Source organism: Borreliella californiensis (assembly GCF_014205885.1).
Taxonomy (GTDB): Bacteria; Spirochaetota; Spirochaetia; order Borreliales; family Borreliaceae; genus Borreliella; species Borreliella californiensis.
The window spans coordinates 260,809-283,557 of the sequence record NZ_JACHFB010000001.1 but is presented as its reverse complement, the minus strand read 5'-3'; the positions used below and the strand labels follow the sequence as shown (position 1 = coordinate 283,557).

General features: G+C 28.3%; 21 protein-coding genes. 6 read left to right on the top strand and 15 right to left on the bottom strand.

Going from position 1 to position 22,749, the window contains the following annotated elements; all coding sequences use genetic code 11:
• Positions 1–14 precede the first annotated feature (14 nt).
• Positions 15–1,082: a tRNA 2-thiouridine(34) synthase MnmA gene (mnmA, locus tag HNP67_RS01350; RefSeq protein ID WP_184124254.1), complete on the top strand. Its 1,068-nt coding sequence runs from the start codon at positions 15–17 to the stop codon at positions 1,080–1,082.
• Positions 1,083–1,124: 42 nt separating this feature from the next.
• Here mnmA and HNP67_RS01345 read toward each other — a convergent pair whose 3' ends face one another.
• The 5 genes from HNP67_RS01345 to HNP67_RS01325 form a co-directional block, all read right to left on the bottom strand.
• Positions 1,125–3,026, bottom strand: coding sequence for a methyl-accepting chemotaxis protein (locus tag HNP67_RS01345; protein WP_184124253.1), 1,902 nt, complete (start codon positions 3,024–3,026; stop codon positions 1,125–1,127).
• Positions 3,027–3,056: 30 nt separating this feature from the next.
• Entirely contained in the window at positions 3,057–5,315 is a 2,259-nt protein-coding gene (locus HNP67_RS01340) for a methyl-accepting chemotaxis protein (protein ID WP_184124252.1), read from the bottom strand.
• A gap of 154 nt (positions 5,316–5,469) precedes the next feature.
• The gene (locus HNP67_RS01335; RefSeq protein ID WP_184124251.1) at positions 5,470–6,396 is read right to left on the bottom strand and encodes an ABC transporter permease; all 927 of its coding nucleotides are present in this window, start codon (positions 6,394–6,396) and stop codon (positions 5,470–5,472) included.
• Positions 6,368–7,519 carry an ABC transporter permease gene (locus HNP67_RS01330; protein WP_184124250.1) on the bottom strand — a complete coding sequence of 384 codons (1,152 nt, stop codon included), beginning with the start codon at positions 7,517–7,519 and terminating at the stop codon, positions 6,368–6,370. The genes HNP67_RS01335 and HNP67_RS01330 overlap by 29 nt, the downstream gene beginning before the upstream one ends.
• Positions 7,520–9,130 (bottom strand): ABC transporter ATP-binding protein, encoded by a 1,611-nt coding sequence (locus HNP67_RS01325; protein ID WP_184124249.1) that lies wholly within the window; start codon positions 9,128–9,130, stop codon positions 7,520–7,522. It lies immediately after the preceding gene.
• Between the two features lie 240 nt (positions 9,131–9,370).
• Here HNP67_RS01325 and HNP67_RS01320 point away from each other — a divergent pair, with 240 nt between their 5' ends.
• From HNP67_RS01320 to HNP67_RS01305, 4 genes are read left to right on the top strand one after another with little or no spacing between them, the layout of a single operon-like run.
• Positions 9,371–10,033 carry an HAD family hydrolase gene (locus HNP67_RS01320; RefSeq protein ID WP_184124247.1) on the top strand — a complete coding sequence of 221 codons (663 nt, stop codon included), beginning with the start codon at positions 9,371–9,373 and terminating at the stop codon, positions 10,031–10,033.
• The gene (locus HNP67_RS01315; protein ID WP_184124245.1) at positions 10,030–10,893 is read left to right on the top strand and encodes a hypothetical protein; all 864 of its coding nucleotides are present in this window, start codon (positions 10,030–10,032) and stop codon (positions 10,891–10,893) included. The genes HNP67_RS01320 and HNP67_RS01315 overlap by 4 nt, the downstream gene beginning before the upstream one ends.
• The gene (locus tag HNP67_RS01310) at positions 10,887–11,933 is read left to right on the top strand and encodes a hypothetical protein (protein ID WP_184124244.1); all 1,047 of its coding nucleotides are present in this window, start codon (positions 10,887–10,889) and stop codon (positions 11,931–11,933) included. Before HNP67_RS01315 ends, HNP67_RS01310 begins: the two co-directional genes overlap by 7 nt.
• Positions 11,930–12,445, top strand: a complete 516-nt coding sequence (locus HNP67_RS01305; RefSeq protein WP_184124243.1) for a hypothetical protein — start codon at positions 11,930–11,932, stop codon at positions 12,443–12,445. Before HNP67_RS01310 ends, HNP67_RS01305 begins: the two co-directional genes overlap by 4 nt.
• Before the next feature lie 40 nt (positions 12,446–12,485).
• Here the strand turns inward: HNP67_RS01305 and HNP67_RS01300 are convergent, their stop codons facing one another.
• From HNP67_RS01300 to HNP67_RS01265, 8 genes are all read right to left on the bottom strand, one after another.
• Positions 12,486–12,926: a response regulator gene (locus HNP67_RS01300; RefSeq protein WP_002557259.1), complete on the bottom strand. Its 441-nt coding sequence runs from the start codon at positions 12,924–12,926 to the stop codon at positions 12,486–12,488.
• A gap of 39 nt (positions 12,927–12,965) precedes the next feature.
• On the bottom strand, positions 12,966–13,451 hold the full coding sequence (locus HNP67_RS01295; protein WP_002557258.1) for a chemotaxis protein CheX: 486 nt from the start codon (positions 13,449–13,451) through the stop codon (positions 12,966–12,968).
• A gap of 11 nt (positions 13,452–13,462) precedes the next feature.
• Positions 13,463–14,863, bottom strand: a complete 1,401-nt coding sequence (locus tag HNP67_RS01290) for a CheR family methyltransferase (protein ID WP_184124242.1) — start codon at positions 14,861–14,863, stop codon at positions 13,463–13,465.
• Between the two features lie 7 nt (positions 14,864–14,870).
• Positions 14,871–17,465, bottom strand: coding sequence for a chemotaxis protein CheA (locus HNP67_RS01285; RefSeq protein WP_184124241.1), 2,595 nt, complete (start codon positions 17,463–17,465; stop codon positions 14,871–14,873).
• Positions 17,466–17,536: 71 nt separating this feature from the next.
• Positions 17,537–18,559, bottom strand: a complete 1,023-nt coding sequence (gene flaA, locus HNP67_RS01280; RefSeq protein WP_184124240.1) for a flagellar filament outer layer protein FlaA — start codon at positions 18,557–18,559, stop codon at positions 17,537–17,539.
• A 77-nt stretch (positions 18,560–18,636) separates the two neighbouring features.
• A complete protein-coding gene (locus tag HNP67_RS01275; protein WP_184124239.1) occupies positions 18,637–19,188 on the bottom strand; it encodes a flagellar filament outsheath protein in 552 nt (183 codons plus the stop codon).
• The gene (locus tag HNP67_RS01270; RefSeq protein ID WP_184124546.1) at positions 19,178–20,176 is read right to left on the bottom strand and encodes an N-acetylmuramoyl-L-alanine amidase; all 999 of its coding nucleotides are present in this window, start codon (positions 20,174–20,176) and stop codon (positions 19,178–19,180) included. The genes HNP67_RS01275 and HNP67_RS01270 overlap by 11 nt, the downstream gene beginning before the upstream one ends.
• On the bottom strand, positions 20,169–21,128 hold the full coding sequence (locus tag HNP67_RS01265) for a glycosyltransferase family protein (RefSeq protein WP_184124236.1): 960 nt from the start codon (positions 21,126–21,128) through the stop codon (positions 20,169–20,171). The genes HNP67_RS01270 and HNP67_RS01265 overlap by 8 nt, the downstream gene beginning before the upstream one ends.
• Before the next feature lie 57 nt (positions 21,129–21,185).
• On the opposite strand from HNP67_RS01265, the gene HNP67_RS01260 reads away from it, so the two are divergent.
• A complete protein-coding gene (locus HNP67_RS01260; protein ID WP_184124234.1) occupies positions 21,186–21,857 on the top strand; it encodes a hypothetical protein in 672 nt (223 codons plus the stop codon).
• A gap of 8 nt (positions 21,858–21,865) precedes the next feature.
• Here the strand turns inward: HNP67_RS01260 and HNP67_RS01255 are convergent, their stop codons facing one another.
• Positions 21,866–22,315, bottom strand: a complete 450-nt coding sequence (locus tag HNP67_RS01255; protein ID WP_184124232.1) for a DUF192 domain-containing protein — start codon at positions 22,313–22,315, stop codon at positions 21,866–21,868.
• A 19-nt stretch (positions 22,316–22,334) separates the two neighbouring features.
• Positions 22,335–22,745 (bottom strand): hypothetical protein, encoded by a 411-nt coding sequence (locus HNP67_RS01250; RefSeq protein ID WP_184124230.1) that lies wholly within the window; start codon positions 22,743–22,745, stop codon positions 22,335–22,337.
• Between the last annotated feature and the right edge of the window lie 4 nt (positions 22,746–22,749).

Here is a 22,749-nt window from a genome sequence, read left to right as displayed (position 1 = left end):
AAAAATGGAAGTTTATGAAAATAGCCGTGCTTTTATCTGGAGGAGTTGACAGCTCTGTTGCCCTTTATAAAATTATAAACAAAGGATATTCAAATATAAAATGTTACTATTTAAAAATTTGGGTTGAAGATGAACTGTCTTATATTGGAAACTGCCCTTGGCAAGAAGATTTAAATTATGTTGAAGCTATATGCAATAAATTTAATGTACCATATGAAATAATAAACTTTCAAAAAGAATATTATAACAAAATAGTAAGCTATACTATTGAAGAACTTAAAAATGGCAATACCCCAAGTCCAGATATTTTTTGTAATCAAAGGATAAAGTTTGGAGCATTTTTTGAGAAAATCAATAGCCAATATGATTTAGTTGTAACAGGACATTATGCTAAAATACAAATAAAAGAAAACAAATTTTTCTTAAAACAGGCAAAAGATAAAATTAAAGACCAAAGCTACTTTTTATCTCATCTCTCTCAAAAACAAATGTCAAAACTATACTTCCCTTTAGGCACATTACTTAAAAGCGAAGTAAGACAAATAGCTAAAAGCATAAATTTACCCAACAAAGATAGAAAAGATAGTCAGGGTATCTGCTTTTTAGGAAAAATTAAATATAACGAATTTATTAAATATCATCTTGGAGAGAGAAAGGGAAATATAATTGAAAAAGAAACAGGAAAAATAATAGGAATTCACAACGGATACTGGTTTTTTACAGTTGGACAAAGAAGGGGAATAAAGCTTAGCAACGGACCGTGGTTCGTCATAGAAAAAGACTTGGAAAAAAATATTATATATATATCCCATAACGAAAATTATTTAAAACAAGCAAAACGCAAATTTTTAGTTCATGAAATACATTGGATAAACAACACACCTTCAAATTTTGAAAATTTCAAAATTAAAATAAGACATGGCGAAAAGAAATATTCATGTAAACTAAAACTTATTGCCAATAACTTAATGGAAATTTCTTTAAATAAAAAAGACAATGGAATCTCTCCGGGGCAATTTGCAATTTTTTATAAAAATACAAAATGCCTAGGGGGTGCTAAAATTTTTAAAATTATAGAATAATAATCCGCCAAAAAAGCTGGAGAGGATTTTTAAATCTTCTGCTTACTTTTCGATCTTAAAGTAATCAACAGATTCTTTTAAATCTTTTACACTCTCTAACATTTTTTCAGACATCGCAGAAAGCTCTTCACTACTTGAAGCTGTAGTCTGAACTAACTGACTAACCTGCTCTATTGCATTTTTAAATTGTTCTATTTGAACACTTTGTTTAGAACTTTCATTAGAAATATTTTTCACAAGTCTGGCCGTTTGCTCCATACCAGGAACTATTTGTTCAAAATTTTCCCCAGCACGACTTGCAACAGTTAAGCTTCTGTTTGCAATATCAATAATCTCTCTTGCTGATTCTTTGCTTTGATCCGCAAGCTTTCTAACCTCAGCAGCTACCACTTCAAACCCCTTACCTTTTTCTCCCACTCGTGCAGCTTCAATCGAGGCATTTAAAGCAAGCAAATTGGTTTGTCTTGTTATCTCATCAATAATTCCAATTTTTTCAGTAATTACAGTCATTGCTGTAATAGCTTTAACAACAGATTTATGCCCCTCTTTAGTCCTTTCATTAGTATTAACAGCAATTTTTTCAGTAGTAGATGCATTTTCAGTATTCTCAGAAACGCCTTGTGATATTTGCTCAATATTTGCTGTCATTTGCTCTAAAGTAGAAGCCTGCTCAACAGCACCAGAACTCAAATTTTGGCTTGCATTTGCTATTTGAATCGCATTTTCATAAAGGTAATCTAGATTTTCAATAACCCCTTTTGCAACTGAAGAAAAATTGGTTCTCAATTGTTCAAGCCCTTCGTACAAACTATAAAGCTCTACAGTATCCCATTTGCCAAAATTAACATCAACAGTAAAATTACCAGAAGCAAGTCGCTCAGAATATTCCAATATCTTATTCAAAGAAGAACTTAACCTTTTCACAAGATAAAGAGTTGCAATAGCAAGCATAAGTAATGTAAATACAAAACTAATTACTAAGATTATAGTTGTAGCTCGCGACATATAATAAAAATCATCTTCCGAAATTCTCATTAAAAGAATAAATCTATTATTAGACAAATTTAATAACACCTTTTGACTAATTCCCACATATTTCTTACTGCTATTAGGATCATAATAATAAACAGTTGAAATTTCTTTATTCTTTTGCAACAAATCTTCAGATGTTTTTTTAATAATATTAGAATAAGAAGCACTAATATCAGTCAAAACATCGCCTGGCAGTACTGTATGATGAACCAATAATCTACCCGTAGTATCATAAGCTAACGCACGACCGCTAGAGAGTATTCCAAAATTAATTCCCCTAAAAGACCTATATATGTAATCCATTGAATAGAAAAGCATAAAATAGCCAAAAATGTCGCCTGTTTCAAAATCTCTTAATGGTATACCTATTAATATGTAAGGAATCTGACCTTTTTTATTTTTTATCTTGGAAATATCTTTAACTAAAGACTCCTCAATAGACCCAGGATCTGCCAACATGACAAAGGAATTGTAAACAATACTTTGAGACTCTTTAAGTTTTGTAAAATATTCTCTATCTCCAATAGATTTGCCAAAATCACTATTATCCTTAACAGCCGAAGTAAAAACTATTTTACCTTCTTTGTTTGTAACCATCATATTACTACCGGTTTGAATTAGAATTTCAGATTGATCTGAAATAAAATTCAACCTTTTGGATTTAATTTTACTAGCCTCATTAAATTTATCAGCAGAGTTGAAATACATGGAACTAACCCTAACCTTCTCTTCCATTGAAGAAATATAAAGGTTAAAAGAATTTTTAATGTTCCCAATAAGATTTATCATAAGATCAAACTGCTGATCTACCAATTTACTGCTAATCAGCATCCCAAAAATAAAAAACAGAATTGATATAAAAAATGCTATAAGGATAAGAACAAGTAGCAACATCCTAGCTTTCAGCTTCATACTAACCACCTCTTTCAAAAAAAATAAATTCTAAAACTCTGAAAAATCATCATCAAAATTTAAATCCTTATCAGCAATATCGATAGCTTTTTTAGGATCAACTCGCTTATTAATAGCTCTTACATAAGGCTCGCTCTCAATATCTAAGGAATTATTATTTCTACTACCATTTAAAGTTGGAATTCCATTACTTTTCAAATTTTGATTTTCATCTTTAAAAGAATTTTCAAGACAATCCATTAACCTAAAATCATATTCTTCATCTTCTAGACTCTCAATCGTAGAATCCTTGATTTTGAAAAATAATACAGATTTTCTAAGCTCTTTAGACTTTTCTAACATTTTATCGGACATGCTAGAAAGTTGCTCACTACTTGAAGCTGAAGACTGAACAACTTCTCCAACCTGATCTAAGGCCATTTTAAATTGAGCAATCTGATCACTCTGCTTAGAGCTACCTTCTGAAATCTTCTTAACAAGATTAGCTGTTTCTTCAATTTCAGGCAACATTTCCTTAAAGATCACTCCCGCTTCGGTTGCTACCTTAGAGTTATCTTCAACTAACTCCCCAATCTCAAGAGCTGAAATTTTACTCAAATCAGCTAACTTTCTAATCTCACTAGCCACAACAGCAAATCCCTTTCCTTCATCACCGGCTCTTGCAGCTTCAATAGCCGCATTTAAAGCAAGTAAATTAGTCTTTCTAGCTATTTCTTCAATAACACTAACTTTCTCCACAATATCTTGCATAGCAATAACAGATTCTTCTACAGCCCTACCACCTATCTGAGAATTTTCATTTGTCTTTAAAGCTATTTGTTCTGTTTCATAAGAATTATTAGCACTCATATTGACACCTGAGGCTATTTGCTCAACATTGGCTGACATTTCTTCAAGAGCAGATGCCTGCTGTAACGCACTAGAACTTAAATTTTGACTTGAACTGGCAACTTCTAAACTCGCCTTATTTACATAACTAATATTTCTCAAAACACTTGCAATAGCTACAGAAATAGCTTTTTTCATTTTAACAACCTGAAGACTTAACATTCCAAGCTCGTCATAAACATTATTATCATCATCAAAGGCATAATCTTTATTTAAATTCCCTTTAACCATATCTTGAACTAAAACTCTAATTGCATTTAACCGAAAACTAATAATCTTATCTATTCTCATTAAAAGAACAAGGCTTAACACAATAATGCCTAAAACAGAATACAAGATATACTGAAATTTTAGACTAGATATTACCCCGTAAATATCTTTATAGGGAAGCCGAGCAATAAGTATCCCACTCTTCTCCCCTAACTTACTGCTTATGGGCAATAGTGCATAGTAGCACTCTTCTCCCATTTCCGATAAAAATATTCTATCAATAGTGTAAACCGAAACTTCGGTAGGAATATTTGATAAAAAAGGTGGCTTAGAAAAAACATCTTTAAGAATATTTAAAAATTTAGAACTAACTCTACTAGTTTCATTGTATTCTTCAAAAGGATTGACTGCTATATTATTAGGATCAACATAAATAAAATTGCCTCTTTTATAAAAACCGAATCTAAACCTATCAAAACTATCTGCTAAAATATCATTAAGTAGATATCCAGCCAAATACCCACAAACAAGTTTGTCTTCTGGAGAATATACAGGCACAATTATTGCAAAAGCCTTTTTTTCACTTTGTCTAGACCTAATAGCAACTTCTGCAGATATTCCTTCAGAAAGATTTGAATACCAGCCTATAAATTTTAATTGGTTTTGTCTATAATCCTCAAAAACTCTTTTAAAATAATTAGTATTAGCCTCAGAATGACCAAAATCCATATTATTCTCATGTCTTGTACTAACAATTATTCTCCCTTCAAAATCAAAAAAAGCGAATTCTTCAAAAAGGGTATCATTTTTAAGATTGGCCATAAAATTGTATAAGTATTGTCGATATTTTTTACTTACCTTTACAGAATCAATAACAAATTTTGAATTTTTTCTTAAATCTATCAATTCAGACTCAGAGAAATCTTTTCCTCTATTCTCAGAAATTGCAAATTCTGATATGGTTTCAAGTGCCAAAGTAGAAGCTGCACCATTGATTATGACATACAGAGTGTCTAAAAAAGATTGCGTAGAAAAAGCTGCCCTTCTTACTTGTGCCCTTGTAAGCTGCTTATAATAATCTTCTAAATAACCGCATAAAACAAATTTAAAAATCATGGAAAAAAGTAACAGTATAAAAATTAAAAACAATAATAAAAATCCAACAAACCTGTATTTAAGCTTCAACAACATAATAAACTACCTCACAAATCATCTACTTATTTAATCAAACAAACTTAAGACCAAAGGGTATCAAAAAAAAATTTACAGCAAAAAATCAAAAACTCTTAAAAAATTAAAAGAATTTTCACAATATAAAAAACAAATTATAAACTATTATTAACTGCTAATGCTTTTTATAGGGAATTCCTAAGAACTTGGGCGCATAATTTCTTTTTGAAAAAAAGATAAGACTTAAAATAATAATTAAATATGGAGTAATAACTAACATTTTGGAAGGCATTATTAAAGACAAAAAGGGCAATTGAGCCAAAACAATTGACAAAGTTTTCACAAATGAAAACAAAAAACTACCCATTAAAACTCCCAAAGGCGTCCATTTTCCAAAAATTAACATTACAATAGCAATAAACCCTTGTCCGCCTGTAATCCCTTGTACATAGCTTGATGCAACCACTGTTGCAAGAACAGCGCCTGAAATTCCCGCTAAAAAACCACTCAAGAGAACACAAAAAAATCTAATTTTATTTACACTAACTCCAACAGACTCTAATACCTCTGGATTTTCACCACTGGCATTAATTCTAAGCCCAATTTTAGTGTATTTGAAAACAATATGAAATAAAAACACACTTAGAATTGCTATGTATACAGAATATCTTTTACCAAAAATTTGGAAAATAAAAGATGTTTTGCTTAAAATCCCATCAAAAAGTATCGGTAACTTTATTTCTATAGGTGGAGTTGAACTAGAAGAAAAAATCAAAGTACTTATAAAAACAGCAATAGCAGGCCCTAAAAAATTAAGTGCCATTCCAGTTATAACTTGATCTGATTTTAAAAAAATTGTAAAAACAGCGTGCAAAATAGCAAGTACAAGCCCCGCTAGTCCACCAGCAAAAATTGAAAATAACGGATCATTTGTAAAATATGCAACTGTAGCTCCTGAAAATGCTCCTATTGTCATTATTCCTTCAAGTCCAATATTAATAATTCCACTTTTCTCGCTTATAAGACCCCCAAGACCAGCTAAAATTAAGGTTTGAGAATTTATTAGCGTTTCACTAATTAAGAATATTATTATATTTGACACGCTTAACACCTTTTAAAACAATTTTATTTAAAAAATAGCTAGCAGAAATTATAAGAACAATTATTCCGATCATCAAAGATACAATTGAAGACGGAAGGCCTATTAAACTTTGAACCCTGCTGCTTCCATAAAGCAATATAGAAAAAAGAATACTGGAAAATATTATGCCAATTGGGGAATTGTTTCCCATAAGAGAAGTAGCTATTCCATTAAAACCAATTCCTTCCATATAAGCAAGCTTAAATATGGCTTTATTAACACCCATAATTTGAATAGCGCCAGCAAGACCTGCAACAGCTGCTGAGAGAAACATTGAAAAAATTAGCACAGCTTTTACATTAATGCCCATACATCTTGAAGCTTCAATATTACTTCCTGTGGCATTTATTTTAAATCCAATAATAGTTTTATTAAGCAAAAACCATATTAAAATAGCAAAAATCACACCTAAAATTATTCCAAAATGAAGAGGAGCTTTTAAAAGTTCATTAACAAAAGGATGAGAAGACCTATAAGCAAGACCTTCTGGTGAAAGCTTCCAAGAACCTAAAAAATCAATATATGCACTTTCTTTAATGGGTTTTGAAAAATCACTATTATCTCTTTTAATAAAATTAAAATCTAAAATTATATTATTCAAATAAAATAATATCCAATTAAACATTATTCCTGAAATCACTTCGCTAATATTGAATTTAGCTTTTAAATATCCAATTAAAATTCCTAAACTACCTGACGCTAAAAAAGTAATAATGAAAATAACAACTACATGTAAAATTGGAGGCAAATCAAGCAAAATTGATGCTATTAAAGCAACAATAGATCCTAGTATAAACTGACCTTCAACCCCAATATTAAAAAGACCCGCTTTTAAAGAAATGCCAATAGAAAGACCTGTAAAAATCAAAGGGGCTGCATAACTTAAAACATACCCTAAATGTTTGGGAGAAGAAAATAAAATTTCTAATATTATAAAATACATTCTAAAAGGAGAATGCCCAAGCCCCATCACCACTAATCCAACAATTAAAAACCCAACAAATAGAGCAAATACACTAACAAATGCTGAAGAATTTAAAAATTTCAACATAAATTTACTAAATACGTTTTTATTAATTATCATTTAGCTTAAACCTATCATCATTTTACCAATAACATTAATGTCAAAATTATCCTCTAAAATACCTACTATCCTTCCACCATGCATCACAGCTATCCTATCACAAACATTAACAAGCTCATCAAGTTCAAGAGAAATCAATAAAACAGATCTGCCCGCATCTCTTTGCTCTATTATTCTTTTGTAAATATTCTCAACAGCTCCAACATCAAGACCTCTTGTAGGCTGAATAGCTAAAAGAATATCGGGCTCTAAACTAATCTCACGAGCAACAATAACTTTTTGCTGATTGCCCCCAGATAAATACTTTACCTTGTTTAAAATATCTCTTGGCCTAATATCAAAACAACTTACAAGCTGATTGCTCAATTTTCTTAAAATATTAAGATCAAATCCCACAAATTGTCTTTTAATCTTATCAAATTGTCTTTTAATAAAATTGAAAAAATTGAATTTTAAATCAAAATTACTCTTTGAGTGAATTTTCTTTAATCTCAAATAATCAGGACTATCAAAGCTTTTAAGTCCAATATTTTGCATAACATTGAATTCTAAAATAAGACCGTGTTTTTGCCTGTCTGAAGGAATATTTCCAATTTTTTTATCTATTCTTTGTTTGATAGTTAAACCTTTTAAAGATTCCAAATTCCCTGAAGAATTTTTTTTCAAAATATCGCCCTTAAATATGTTTTTCAAACCCAAAATTGCATCAACTAAATCCTCCTGACCACTTCCTTCAATACCTGATATCCCAAGAATTTCTCCATTTCTCAGATCAAGATTAACGTCTTTAACTTTTAAAACTCCTCTCTCATCTTTAACACTTAAATTTTTTATTTCAAGAACATTAAAATGATTTTCAAATTTAATTTTAGATGAGCGAAGTGAAACTTCTTTTCCTATCATTAATTTTGTAAGATCTCTGTCATCAATCTCAGCAATATTAACAGTTTTTACAACCTTCCCAAGACGCATAATTGTACATTTCTTTGCAATAGATCTAATTTCTTTTATTTTATGAGTAATAAGTATTACAGTATGGCCCTCTTGAGTGAGTACCTTTAAAATATTTATAAAATCATCAACTTCACTTGGAGCAAGCACTGCTGTAGGTTCATCAAAAATAATAATATCTGCATTTCGATAAAGAACTTTCAATATCTCTATTTTTTGCTCCATGCCAACACTCAAGTCCTCAACCTTTTTTTCTAAATCTATCTTTAAACCATACTTTTCCGAAAGATAACTTATCTTTTTTCTAGCTTGTTTGTAATCAAGAAAACCAAATTTTGAATTTTCATATCCTAAAATAATATTCTGAACAGCAGTAAATTGTGGAATTAACATAAAATGCTGGAAAACCATTCCAATCCCATTTCGAATAGCCTCACTTGAATCTTTAAAGTTTATTTCTTGACCTTTTAAAATAATTCGACCACTATTTACTTGATGAATCCCATAAATAGTTTTCATTAAAGTAGTCTTTCCAGCACCATTTTCTCCAAGAATAGCATGAACTTCACCAGCCTTAAATTTAATAGAAACATTATCATTGGCAACAAAATCACCATAATTTTTTGTAATATTTTCTAATACTAGTACATCTTCTTTCATTAAGCTTTAACCCTAATAAATATCAAACACAACTGACTTACAATATTCCATTCTAATGAAATATAATAAAGCTTAAAATTTATATTTTCAATAGCATTTTAAATTTTAATAAACATAATAAATTATTTATAAAAATTAATTTCTAGTAAATAAAAAATGCTTAAAATATAAAAACCTTAATAAAGAGAACAAATTAATGTTAAAATAAAAGAATAAATATATATTGTAAAAGAGAGTACTATGAAAATTAAAGCCTGCATTTTTGACATGGATGGGACCCTGGTAAATAGCATCATGGATATTGCATTCTCAATGAATTCTGCTCTTTTAAACTTAGGATACAATCAAATAGAACTAAGCAAATTCAATGCTCTTGTTGGCAGAGGATTTAACAAGTTTGTAATAGACACTCTAAAGCTATTATCTCTTGAATATAACAATCCTAATCTACAAGACAAACTTTACAAAGAATTTGTAAAAGAATACAATAAAAATCTTTCATCCCAAACACAACCATACGAAAATATAAAAATCCTTCTAGAAACTATGAATAAACTTAATATTCCAATTGGAATTTTAAGCAATAAAAACCACGAAGAATTAATAAATTTGGTAAAAAATATTTTTGAAAATATATTTTTTTTTGAAATCAGAGGTTATTCAAAAAAATTTCCACCAAAGCCAGATCCTGAGAATGCCCTTGACATGATATTAGAATTAAATGTCCGAAAAGATGAAATTGCATATATTGGAGACAGCGATGTGGACATGTTAACTGCACTAAACGCTGGATTTATACCAATAGGAGTTTCTTGGGGATTTAGAAGTGTTCAAGAATTAAAAGAAAGTGGAGCAAAACATATAATACACAATCCACTTGAACTATTGGACCTAATAAAATGAATGTAAAACCATATTTTCCTTATTTATATCATTATCTATTCAATCATGAAAGTATAAAAAGTTTATCTGCTATAGAAAAAGAAATTGAAATGCTTAGCTATTTAAAAGAAAACAAAAAAACTATTGCTACATTCATCAAAAATGATTTTGAATCGGAACTAAAAGACCTGATTCAATACGTTAAAGATAAAACAGATATAATGATTACGCCCTTTGTTTTATCTAGCATTGAAGCTATTGATTTTAACATTGTAAAGCCTCTTTTTAGCAAAGAATTGACAAAAAACGACTTAAATTTGATATTTAACTTTGTCAAAGTCAACTCGTCTTTAAGAAAAGAATTCTTTTATAATTTTAACACTATAAGCAATGGATATATTACTTTTTATATAAATAAACTATTTGAAGGAAAAAACTCTTATACAATATATTTAATACAAAAGGAAAATAAAACACTTTATTCATCAGACATCATAAAAAATTATATAAAGATACTACTTCTCTTAAAAGTATTGGTAATCAAATACTGCTTTGAAAAAGGAATAGAGCTTACTACTAAAAACATTGAATCGACTTCAAAAGCAATAAGCAATGATACTGATTTTCTAGACGAAAAAACAGCCAAGCTTATCATTGAAAGCTTTTTTAAATATGAAACTTTACAAACAATGTCTCCAATTTCAACATTAATTGCTATTTTTTCAGCCAGAGCAAGAACTCCAAAATACAAAAACAACCCGGTTAAAGGTTTTATTGGATATGATGAAAGTTGGTTTTCAATAAAACAGTCAGGCTCTAAAGAATATGATTCAAGAATAATTAAAGAATTATTAGAAATAGCTAAGGGAAATAAATGGTAAAAAAATTTTCAATTTTCTTAAAAGCAATAATAATCTTTTCAATATTTGAACTTTTAATCGAAGAGCTCTCAATAATTCTTTTTTTACCATACAAAATACGATTTGCACTAATATTTCTTGGTTTTCTATTTGACACAATTTTTATTTTTATTTTTTTATACAAAATAACCAAAGCCTACCTTTCTCAAAGATTGGAAATCTACGTCAGAAACAATCTATTCTTCGATATAATTCACTGCCTTATCCCTTTAGCATTTTATAGTTCATATCAGCTTAAAAACATAATTGTCGCTCATGAAACAATATTAAATCCAATAATGTTATCGCTTTTCAAATTAAGATTTTTAAGACTTCTTAGGTTTAACGACCTAATAATAGAAATATATTACAATTCAAAAGAAAAGAACCTAATACTAACAGCATTTGCTAGAACATTTTCAATGAGCTTATTAATACCATTTACATTTTTTATAATAATATCAAGTTCAAAAATCGTAAATTCAATACCAGAAAAACAAGAATTTAATATTATTAAAAACATATCAATAATAAATGAAAAAGCTTACATTAAAGAAAAATATCCTTTCATCTTAATAATCAAGGAAAAAGATGACATAATATACTCAAAATCAGACGAAATATTTGTTTATTACAGTCCTAGTGAATATAGAGTAATAGAAATAGAGAAAACAAAATTTTATATAGATAAATATTTGCAAAGAAAAAGCGATTCTATTCTTGGAATTTTTCTATTTACATTGTTTGCATCATTTACTATTTTTTTAATGAATTTTTATAAATTTTTTAAAGCAAGCTTTTTAAATCCTATTATTTTAATGACAAAAATTTTACAAGACCCATTAGAATATCGAAAAATTCAAATTCCTTTTACTTTAAGCGAAGAAAAAGTATATGAACTTGCAAAATCATTTAACAATCTTTTGCTAAAAGAAAAATTAAACTCAAAGCGAAAAAGTAAAATACCTTTAGAAATTGAAAAAGTAAAAACAATAATTAACAAAAACCAGGAAATAAAATGAACATTAAAATAACTATAGTACTACTTACATTATTAAACTTTCCACTTAATGCTAGGCTTTTAGACATCTCAATTGAAAAAAGAGCAAATGAAGAAATAAAAAAATATTCATCTTACAATCTAATTTTAGAAAAAGAGTACTATACCAATTTTCCAACAAGCGAAATAGAAAAAAATATTTATGAACTAACAGAACATTTTGTAAAAAGCATAATACTTAATAAAACTAACTACAACTTATTAAATTCAAACTACAAAGAAGCAAATAAATATCTAATTCAAAGCGAACTTATTGATAAAAAATTTTTAAAATACAAAATATTTAAAATTAAAAATATAAATGGAATTTTTAAAAGTTATTCACTAATATACACAAAAAAAGGATTTTACAAATTAGAGCTTTACATAGAAAATAATACAGAACCTCTAAAAATATTCAACCTTAACATTACTTATTTTTTAAAGAATTTAGATAAAATAAGTAATGAAATGATTTTTTTCCCAAGGGAATGAAAATAATAAAATTAAAGATTGAACTTTTTTTATAAATAATTTATTTAACAAATACAGACATTACTCTTTGAAGAACCTTTGCCCTATCTAATGGTTTAACAATAAATGTTTTTGCTCCTTTTATTAAGCAATCCTTAACTAATTGTTCTTTGCCTAAAGCAGATATCATTATCACTCTAGCATTTTTATCAAATTCCATAATATTAGAAAGACAAGTTATTCCATCCATTTTGGGCATGGTAATATCAAGAGTGACAATATCAATATTAGGATAATGATTCTTATATTTTATCACAGCCTCCTCTCCATCAGCTGCCGTATCAATAATATTAAAGCCCTCTGATGTAAAAATTTGAGTAAGCTGCTTAACGGTAAAAACAGAGTCATCAACAATTAAAACATTAAACGGGATGCCTGTATCATAATTGATTCCTCTAGGCTTAGATGAAGAATCTGCAGCAATTGTAGTCTTTTGGATCATATTAACCTCTCTTTTCTAATAAAAAGAATTTTTTTCATATCAAACCCTCTCTCTTATTGCAATATTAACTTCTATAATTTTACCATCAGGCAAAGAAAAAGGAACAATTAAAGCCTCAGAACCTTTATTACTTATTTTCATATTTTCTCCATAAATAAAAGCTGGAGGGGTTATATCAAATACAAAACCTTTGGCATGCAAAGTAGTAACAAAATTTCCAGCAATAATGTTACCAACCTCGGTTAGAGTTGCAGCAACCATCTCTTTTGTTTCTTCATCATCAAAATCATCATACTCTTCAAAATTTAATTTAGAAGCAACAAAAAGGGCTGTTTCTATATCCATATCAATAATTATACTACCCTCAACAGACCCAGCAAGTCCTACTATTACAGAAACACCTTTTATCTTTTGATTTATCGACTTAAGCCCGGGCTTACCCATTTCTATATTCTCAACAAGCAACATATCTCTTAAAACCGAAGAAGCAGCATCCAAAAATGGCTCTATATAATCTATTCTCATTAATTTCTCCTTTAGACTTTCCTGTACAAGTTAAAATATTTTGTGGATTTTTCTTTTATAAAAACATCATTATTTTTAAGCTCTTCGTTATCTCCCAAAACCAAAAGAGCCCCTTTAATAGTTTTGGAAACAATGATATTTAAAATTAAAATCTGATCTTTACTATCCAAGAAACATAAAACATCTTTTAAAAAAACCATTCCCAAATTATCAGGCAAATCTGAAAAAAGAGCATCGGAATATTCAAACAAAACATTACTTAGAATTTCTGACTTAAATTTATAAACTCCAGGACTTTGTTCAAAAGAGTTCTTACGATAAATTTCACTAATGCCAATTTCTGACTCTGAAAACGTTAACCTAGAAGTTTCAACAACTTTTGATAAATCATTATCAATAGCAGTCAACTTAAACGGTTTTACACAATATTCAGACAATGCATTTGCTAAAGCCATGGTCTCTTTTCCACTACCACAACCAATTTCCAATACATTGAAAATAGAATTTAAGTTATCCATAAAATTTAAGTGACTCTTAACAATCTCATTTTTAAATTCTTCCAAACAATCAGCTCTCCATAAATTTCCCGATGATTTTGAATAAAATTCATTTAAAAAACTATCGTAAGGCAAGTAATCAACATCAAACATATTAAATTTTACTCCAACTTTTTCCAAAAACACATCACTTACCAAAGAAGTATTAAATGAGTATTTCAAAAGATTTTTTTTAATACTTTCCAAATTAAAAGTTGCAAGATTGTTTAGAGTTAAATTTTCATTGTTATTATCATTTTTTGAAGAAACATTATTGGAAAAATCACTCTTATAATTCTCTAGTATATCTAGATTATCACAATCGCTTACAAAGTCGCTTTCTTTAACAAAATTTTGATCAGATTTTAATAACTTTTCTTCCTCCCCATAATTAAAAATTTTAAAAACATTAAGAAGTATATAAAGCTTTTCGTTATAATCTACAACACCTTTTATATAGTTTATTAAAGAATCCTGAGATAAAACTGGGTGTGGATCTTGAATAAGGCTAGAATCTATTGAAAAAACATTATTAATTTTATCAACAATTACCCCTATAAGAAGATCTTCGTTTTTTAAAACCATAATATCTTCAAGATCTTTTTTGTTAAATTCTAAATTAAACATTATTCTAAGATCTATAATAGGAATTATTTCACCCCTTAAATTATCAAGCCCAGCTACATACTTCTTAGCATTTGGAACATATGTAAAATTACTAGATTTTCTAATTTCTTTAACCTGCATAATGTCTACTAAATAATGATCCGATCCAAGCTCGAAAGAAACAACTTTAAAATCAAAATTGGTTAATTTAGAATTGCAATTTTTATCATCTAAAATTTTGGGTCCAAAATAAATTTCTTTTATCTGCACAAGAGATTCACTCCTTAGTATCCTTTTGTAAATCAAAAAGTTTAAAAACATCAATTATTAATACAACCTTACCATTGCCAAGCGTAGTAGCCCCAACTATACCCGCACTTGATGAAAATTTATCTTTAATAGGCTTTACTACAAAATCTTCCTCACCAAGAATAGAGTCTACAACAATTGCTGTTTTCATGTTGCTAGTGTTAACAACTATTAAAAATTTTTCTATTAATGAATCATCTCTTGTTATGTTAAAAAGTTTGTCAAGCCTGAGAACAGAAATGACTTCATCTCTTAAATTATAAACTTCATGATAATTTTCAAGCAATTTTATATCATGCTCGGTTATTCTATGAGTTTCAAGAACATTATTTAAAGGAATAACATAAGTTTCAGAACCTGACTTCACTAAAAGACCTTGTATAATCACTAACGTCAATGGTAGTTTAATTTTAAAAATTGTTCCAAGGCCAATTTCTGATTCCACCAAAATAGTTCCATTAAGCTTTTCAATGCTTTTTTTCACAACGTCAAGACCAACTCCTCTACCCGAAAGGTCTGTCACTTGAACTGCTGTTGAAAACCCAGGAGCAAAAATTAAGTTAATAAGTTCAAAATCAGAATAAATTGCATCTTCTTTTATTGTTCCCTTTTCAATTAATTTGCGCCTAATGACCTTTGGATCTATACCAATCCCATCATCTTCAATTTCAATTGATATTACATTGCCCTCATTCTTAGCACGCAAAATTATAGTACCTGCTTTGCTCTTTCCCTTTTTAACTCTCTCTTCAACTGTTTCAAGGCCATGATCCATTGAATTTCTAACACAATGCATTAAAGGATCTACAAGGTCATCTATAACAGACTTATCAAGCTCAGTTTCTTCTCCTTCCATTTTAAGATTTACAATCTTATTTAATTTCTTTGAAAGATCTCTGACAACTCTTGTAAACCTTGAAAATATATTAGATATTGGCAACATTCTAGTTTTTAAAACACTCTCATGCAAATCTGTAATTATTCTGGACAGTCGCCCAGAGGTCATTTTAAAATTTTGAAGAAGTCTGAAAAAAGAATTTCTCAATTCAGATATATCATTAAGTGTCTTTTCCATTTTAAAACTCATCAAAGAATTAATATGTGATTCAACCTCATCTTCTAATGTTAGACCCGCATCTTTGAAAATTATCTTTAAATCAATTAAAAAGTTTCTCTGAAAACTTTCTTGATAATCATAAAAATAATTAAAATTATAAAATAATGTAATCATCTCTGAATTTATTTGGTTATAAGATGATTTACTTATTACAGCCTCACTGACAAGATTTAATATGTAATCTATTTTTTTACTATCTATTCTAATTAAATTAACACTAATTGGGCTATTTTTTTTAATATTTTTATTTTCCTTAAGAGGTGCTTCATCCTCTTCTTTTAGGCTTATATTCTTTAAAGATTCTAAATTAACATTTTTGATTTCAAAATGACTAACAACATCTGGTAAATTAATCTTTTTGGCAATACTGTCTGAACTAGTATTTGATATTAAGTAATATATTACAAAATCAAAAAACTTATCTGCCAATAATTCGCTAGAATCTGGGAGAGACTTGAAAATTTTACCAAGACTTTTTAATGCTTGAAGCATTTGAAGACCACTAATAGTAGCCATAGGATTGTCTTTTACAAAATCTAATCTAACTCTAAATAACTTTTGATTTTCAACCTCAAGCAATAAATCAGAAATCTCATCCTCTGTAAAATCAAAACCGTCATTTAAAACAAGATTGGAATCTGAATCAATATCTTTAATACCTTTATCTGCAAGCTTTTTTAATTCTTCTTTTACGTTAAATTCATCAACCAAATAGCTTTCAATTAAACTTGAAGAATCTAAACTTTTTTTCACGCCCTTTATATCTGAAGATATCAGATAATAATCTATTCTTGTTAAAAATTTATCCTCTATGATTTGCTCATATTTAGGAATTGTATGAAGTACAGAGCCTAAATTTTTTAAAATATTAAATATTTTTAGTCCACCATTTTCCACTTCAGAATTGTTATTTAAATTAAAAACAACACTGACCCTTAAAACCTTTTGTCCAATTCCTAGCCCCTCTCTTATCTCCTCAAGATCTGATTCTGAAAGACAAAAATTGTTTTTAGTTGGATTTTCGTCAAATCCCTTAATAAAAACCTTATCATCAATTACTAAAAATTGCTTTAATTTGCTTTTAAGATCACTTATATCATTCAGATAAACCTTGCCATCAAGACGAAGTGCAAGCATTTCCTTAATAACATCTAATGAGCTTAAAAGCAAATCAACAAGATCATTGTTTACATTTGCCCTACCATCTCTAATAGCATCAAAAACATCTTCAACAATATGGGTAAAATCAGATAGCTCCATCATATCAAGAGAAGCAGAACTTCCTTTCAAAGTATGAGCTGCTCTGAATATTTCATCAATAGTATCAGAATTATTAGGATCATCCTCTAGTGACATAATATTCTCTTCAAGGATATCTACAAGATTTTGAGCCTCTTCAAAAAAAACCCCTAAAAGCTCTTCATTTTCCAAATCTAACATTTCCATACTATTTCCTATTTTTTAATCTTATATATGTAAAGCCAACCCTTTGGGCAGCTTTACATATTAATTTAAACCTAATTTTTTGGAGATGATTCTTCAGGTTTTTCACTTTCAACCTTTTCTATAAAGTTTTGGAAAGAACCTTCAGGCATAGAAATTTTCTCTCTAAGCTTTAAAACTCTTTTAAAAGTTTCGTGTGCCTTTAATTTACGAAGAGATTCAGTTCCACTAGTCTCATAAACTTTAAATACAGACTCACTATCAATATCAGAATCTATTGAAACACTCAACTTATCATAAAGAACTCTTAAATCTTTAACATAAAAGATAAAATTTTGCTCTTTTGAACTATGCCCTTTTGAAACCCTAAAAGCCTTAAATCTCATTTTACTTGAAGCAAGAGGATAATTTGGAACGTCGTCTTTAATTATTCTAGATGATATATTAGGAATATAGTTAGGATTTGACCAAATTAAATCAGCCCACCCTTTAAACTTTAAAGTACCCATGGAATAAGCATATTCCATGCCATTCATGTCTTCAAATAAAACTTCAAGATCTATCTCATATCCCAAACTATAAACTGACACCTTAATCTCTTTCATGGTTTTAATGTTATCAATAAGACCCTTGCCTAAAAATTGATTCCCATTTTCCCCTGAATAAAAAGGAATTTTAAATGGCGGCATAATCATAGCAGATGATTGAGAATAGCTTGGAAATAAAACTCTTACTCCTAAAATAGTATCGCCTGCATACCTTTTTGACTCACTCTTAACAATAGCAGGCGCAACAACTGAATTTTTAACGTAGGCCTGCAACCTTGCAGAAGGAGTAAGTAAAACACTCCAATTATTTATCCCAAGATCTACAACCATATCTTCCGGCTTAACAATACCAGAAGCGCCCGAATATACATAATCAACATAATTTGTAAGATCAAGTTTAGTTGAACTTGGATCTCTTGCAAGCTCAGCAAAATCTAAAACTAATTCTCCAGGCTCTGCCCTTTTAGAACCCTCTGTTAATCCATCAGTCTGAGCAAAAAGAACCGTGGATAATAAAAAAAATAAAATACTTTTAGCTTTCCTTTTCATGTAAACCAACTCCTTATATATAAATCTTTTATAAAATTTTCGTTTTTTAATTGTTGTTATTAGTAAAATTAAATTTATCAACTTTGCTCTTTCAAGATACACCCTTCAATAAGAATAACAAGCTTTTTTATTTTACCGGGATAGTTAAAGCGCATTGTTTTTATTAAAGAAATAGCAAACAGATTAACCTTAACATCAAAAGATTCATAAGATTCATTATAATCATCATTATTAAAAGAATCATAAAATTCTCTTGAAAGATTTATATAATAAATTCCATTTTCTAAAAAAGAATATAAAAATCTTGCATCACTTAATAAAAATCCAAAAGAAAACCCCTCATTGCTTCCTAAAAGAAAATCTTTTACTAAAAGATCTAAATTATCTTTCAAATTTTTTCCATCTCTTAAATATCTTAAATTAGCAACAAAGCCCTTGCTAGAATGAAAATAAAAAACCTTTTTTGAAAAAAGATTGTCATAATTTAAAAAAACCATACAAATAGAAAACAAAAAGCTTGCTGCCAAAGACCCCAAAAGCACTCTAACCATATGCTCTTTTTTCGAATTTAAAAATTCATAAATCACTGCATTATACTTAAAAAATACATCCGAAATATTATTTTTCATAAAAATTTATAAATTCCATTAAAGCTTTAAGTATTAGAATATTAAACTTGCTCATGTAATTATAATCCAAAATTAATTTAGCATCTAAAATGTTGGACAAAAACCCCATTTCAATCAACACAGCCGGCATACTGCTGTTTTTTATTACAAACCATTGCTCTTCTCTGATTGGCCTAATATTAGTTTCGCTTAACTCACTTTTAAAAACTTTATATAAAATTTCAGCCAAGACTTTTGATTCATATTTATATTTGATATCTAGTATATCATTAAGCTCGCTTAAGTATCTATTACCTTTAATATCATATCCCTTAAAATCTTTAATAACTTCTCTTTTTGAATCCTTAGGAAGATACCAAAATTCAACTCCCCTAGCTTCACTATTTGGAGCATCATTAGCATGTATGGATAAAAATATAACATTATTGGGAAAATTTGGCTTTATTGCATTTGCAAATTCTGACCGTTCTTTTAAAGTTAAATAAACGTCATTTATACGAGTTAATAAAACATTTTTATTAACAAAATAATTACTTAAAATTTTAGACAAATATATAGAATAGGTTAATGCAAAATCTTTTTCCTTAAGCACAACATCATAACCATTTATCTTTAAAGTCACAACCGCACCAGTATCGTGTCCACCATGTCCAGGATCAATGATTATCGAAGTAATTCTGGGTTTATTATAACCTTTAAGAGAACTGAAATAATTTTCAATTTTTTTTAATACCTTTTGACTTATTAAAATTTCTCCACGAATGTCAATAATTGGGTCTACAAACATATAATAACCAGAAGATGTAAGCGCATATTCAAAGCCTACCCTAAACTTTAAATATCCCTTATCATTTTCAATTGTAAAAACATCATTTTCAATGTTAAAATCGAACTTGAAAACATTAGTATCAAAAAAATCAAGAACATTTAAATAATCGGAGGTCTTAGAATACAAGCTTAAGTATGAAAACAAAATCAAATCAATCAATAATATCATTTTCCCAAAGCTCAATGGCACTCTTTAAGTCTCCTTTAAATCTTAAGCTATTTTTAACAATCTCACCTTTTATCTGCTTAAACTCTTTTTGGAAGAGAAAAGGATTAATTTTGTATTTTAAACAAATTTTACAAAACCTAAAAAAAGAAAAAACAACGCCATTTCCAACAAAAATTGGGACATAATTCTTAAGCAAAAAAATCAAAAAACTTTTACTTTTGGTTAAATTTTCTGGTGAATTTAATGCAGTATACTGGATTCTCAGCTTTCTATAAATATAAACATGCTCACCAAAATAAACAGCTCTTAGCCCAAAATCTATTCTTTGAAAATATTCATTTTGAATCCTTGAGTCAAAACCTCCAAGCTGTAAAAATTTCTCTTTAGAATAAAGTCCGCAATAATCCATGGTAATCAAAGTTTTTTCATAGTCTTTTTCAGAATTTACTAAAATTACCTTAAACTTTTGCTTTTTATCTATGCTAGGAAGAAAAATTGAAGGAATCATTTCCTCTTCTTTATCAAAAAACTCACCCCCAACAAGAAGAACATTTTTTTTAACTATTTCATCGAATATATTTGGAATCCAAAAAGGATTTAACAAGTACATATCACTTTGCAAAACAAAAACAAAATCACAGCTGGATTCTTTCATTGCTAAATTAACCTTTTCTCCTGAATTTAAATCATCAGAAAGTAAAATAAATTTTAACTTGCCATAACTTTCTGAAATGAACTGCAAAGAACTTCTATTACTCTGTTTTTCAATTGAAATTATTTCTCTTATAAAGTCAAAATTTGATAAAAATTCAAACAAATCTTCTCTAAAAATTTTTGTTCCTCTGCTTAATATTACAAAAGAAATTCCAAAAGAAGATTTTTGTGAATAATTATTTTTAGATTGAATAACAGTATATGAATAGCCACTACCTGGAAGACGCATAAATTACTTTTAAAATCCTTACAATTAAATTATAATAATCATATGTTACATAATACAATGTTAATTGCAAGAATAATGAATATTAATACATTATTCTACGGTATGATTATTATCATTTTTGCACTCATTTCTTGCAATCATAAGAATATACAATACGACAAGAGAATTAAAAAATTTTTAGATAAAAACAAAATTGAATATAAAATAGACTCAGAAAATGACTTTATAGCATTTAAAGATATAAACAATAACGAAAGAGAAGAGGTAATCATCAGATCAAGACTAAACTCATATAAAAATTCAAAGATAAGAGAAATATTTGGAATTGTAAAAGTATTTGATATAAACACACAAAAAATAAAAGAAATATCTGACTCCCTTATGAGCGATAGCTATAATAACAGAGTATTCGGATCGTGGGAGATTATTCATAATGCAGAAAAAGGACTCAACTCTTTAGTATATATTGTAAAAGCAGAAGAATTCGCAAGTGATACATTTTTGCTTGATTCAATTGACGAGATTGCATCAACAATAACTATTTTTAAAAAAATAATAACAACCAACAACGAAAACATTGACAATAATGAAACAAATAACAATACAAATGAATCAAGCGAACAATCTACCTTAAAGCAAGAAAAAATAAATTCAACAAAAGAATCTGATAAAAATGATCTTAAAGAAGATCAAATTGAAGAAGAACTTCAAGAAATAAAAGCCCAATAATTTCAAAATTATTCTACTAATAAAGAATTAATATCAAAGCAAAAATGCACCTTATAACCTATTTTTATTCTAAATTTAGAAAATGAGCCCCTTGGAAGCTCAAGAGCATACTTTGCCTTATAAAGAGAATTAACATTTGCCCTAGAGTACGGTTCTAAATCATAAATCTCTTTAATAATTCCATTTGAATTAATATAAGCTATTTCAAGCGGCAAAGGTGTATTTTCCATCCAAAAAGATAAATTTTGCTCTTTTTTAAAAACAAAAAGCATCCCACTGCCATATTCAACCTTTTGAGTACCCATATAACCTTTTGCCCTATCAAACTCATTAGATGCTATTTTTACAAAAAACTTAAATCCATTTATCACAATTTCTTTATCATAAAAATGATCGGAAAAAGATAAAAAAGACATCGACAAAACTAAAAATAAAAACCGTTTTAAAATTTTTTTCAATTATAAGCCTTATTAAAAATCATTTATTATAATTTGAAATATAAGATTTCAAAGTCATTCTTAAAATATTTTTATTTAAAACAATAATATAATCACCAAGATCCCATAAATAATTCAAAGGTGTTACCAGTGTAGCCTCGCCAAACTTTTTTTTTACCTCAATAAAAATTGCATACTGAGATATTAATTTTTTATCAAAAACAAAAGTGTACGAAAACATTTTATTTTTGTCAAAATTAAAAACAGCATATTTTAAATGGGTTTTAGCAATAAATTGTAAAGTCTGCTTCCTAGCATAAGGAAATTCAACTTCTTCAACATCATAATAAAAAATAGTACTTTTAAGAATATTCTCTTTAACAGACTCCATACTAGAACCCATAACAAAAGATGTAAAAATAGAAAATAAATAAAAAACTGTAATACCCATAAAA

What these genes read in the sequence shown, in the direction of transcription:
- mnmA (WP_184124254.1), top strand. Translation starts at nt 15, where the DNA reads ATGAAAATAGCCGTGCTTTTATCTGGAGGAGTTGACAGCTCTGTTGCC.
- HNP67_RS01345 (WP_184124253.1), bottom strand. Translation starts at nt 3,026, where the DNA reads ATGAAGCTGAAAGCTAGGATGTTGCTACTTGTTCTTATCCTTATAGCA.
- HNP67_RS01340 (WP_184124252.1), bottom strand. Translation starts at nt 5,315, where the DNA reads ATGTTGTTGAAGCTTAAATACAGGTTTGTTGGATTTTTATTATTGTTT.
- HNP67_RS01330 (WP_184124250.1), bottom strand. Translation starts at nt 7,519, where the DNA reads ATGATAATTAATAAAAACGTATTTAGTAAATTTATGTTGAAATTTTTA.
- HNP67_RS01325 (WP_184124249.1), bottom strand. Translation starts at nt 9,130, where the DNA reads ATGAAAGAAGATGTACTAGTATTAGAAAATATTACAAAAAATTATGGT.
- HNP67_RS01320 (WP_184124247.1), top strand. Translation starts at nt 9,371, where the DNA reads ATGAAAATTAAAGCCTGCATTTTTGACATGGATGGGACCCTGGTAAAT.
- HNP67_RS01315 (WP_184124245.1), top strand. Translation starts at nt 10,030, where the DNA reads ATGAATGTAAAACCATATTTTCCTTATTTATATCATTATCTATTCAAT.
- HNP67_RS01310 (WP_184124244.1), top strand. Translation starts at nt 10,887, where the DNA reads ATGGTAAAAAAATTTTCAATTTTCTTAAAAGCAATAATAATCTTTTCA.
- HNP67_RS01305 (WP_184124243.1), top strand. Translation starts at nt 11,930, where the DNA reads ATGAACATTAAAATAACTATAGTACTACTTACATTATTAAACTTTCCA.
- HNP67_RS01300 (WP_002557259.1), bottom strand. Translation starts at nt 12,926, where the DNA reads ATGATCCAAAAGACTACAATTGCTGCAGATTCTTCATCTAAGCCTAGA.
- HNP67_RS01295 (WP_002557258.1), bottom strand. Translation starts at nt 13,451, where the DNA reads ATGAGAATAGATTATATAGAGCCATTTTTGGATGCTGCTTCTTCGGTT.
- HNP67_RS01285 (WP_184124241.1), bottom strand. Translation starts at nt 17,465, where the DNA reads ATGGAAATGTTAGATTTGGAAAATGAAGAGCTTTTAGGGGTTTTTTTT.
- flaA (WP_184124240.1), bottom strand. Translation starts at nt 18,559, where the DNA reads ATGAAAAGGAAAGCTAAAAGTATTTTATTTTTTTTATTATCCACGGTT.
- HNP67_RS01275 (WP_184124239.1), bottom strand. Translation starts at nt 19,188, where the DNA reads ATGAAAAATAATATTTCGGATGTATTTTTTAAGTATAATGCAGTGATT.
- HNP67_RS01265 (WP_184124236.1), bottom strand. Translation starts at nt 21,128, where the DNA reads ATGCGTCTTCCAGGTAGTGGCTATTCATATACTGTTATTCAATCTAAA.
- HNP67_RS01260 (WP_184124234.1), top strand. Translation starts at nt 21,186, where the DNA reads ATGTTAATTGCAAGAATAATGAATATTAATACATTATTCTACGGTATG.
- HNP67_RS01250 (WP_184124230.1), bottom strand. Translation starts at nt 22,745, where the DNA reads ATGGGTATTACAGTTTTTTATTTATTTTCTATTTTTACATCTTTTGTT.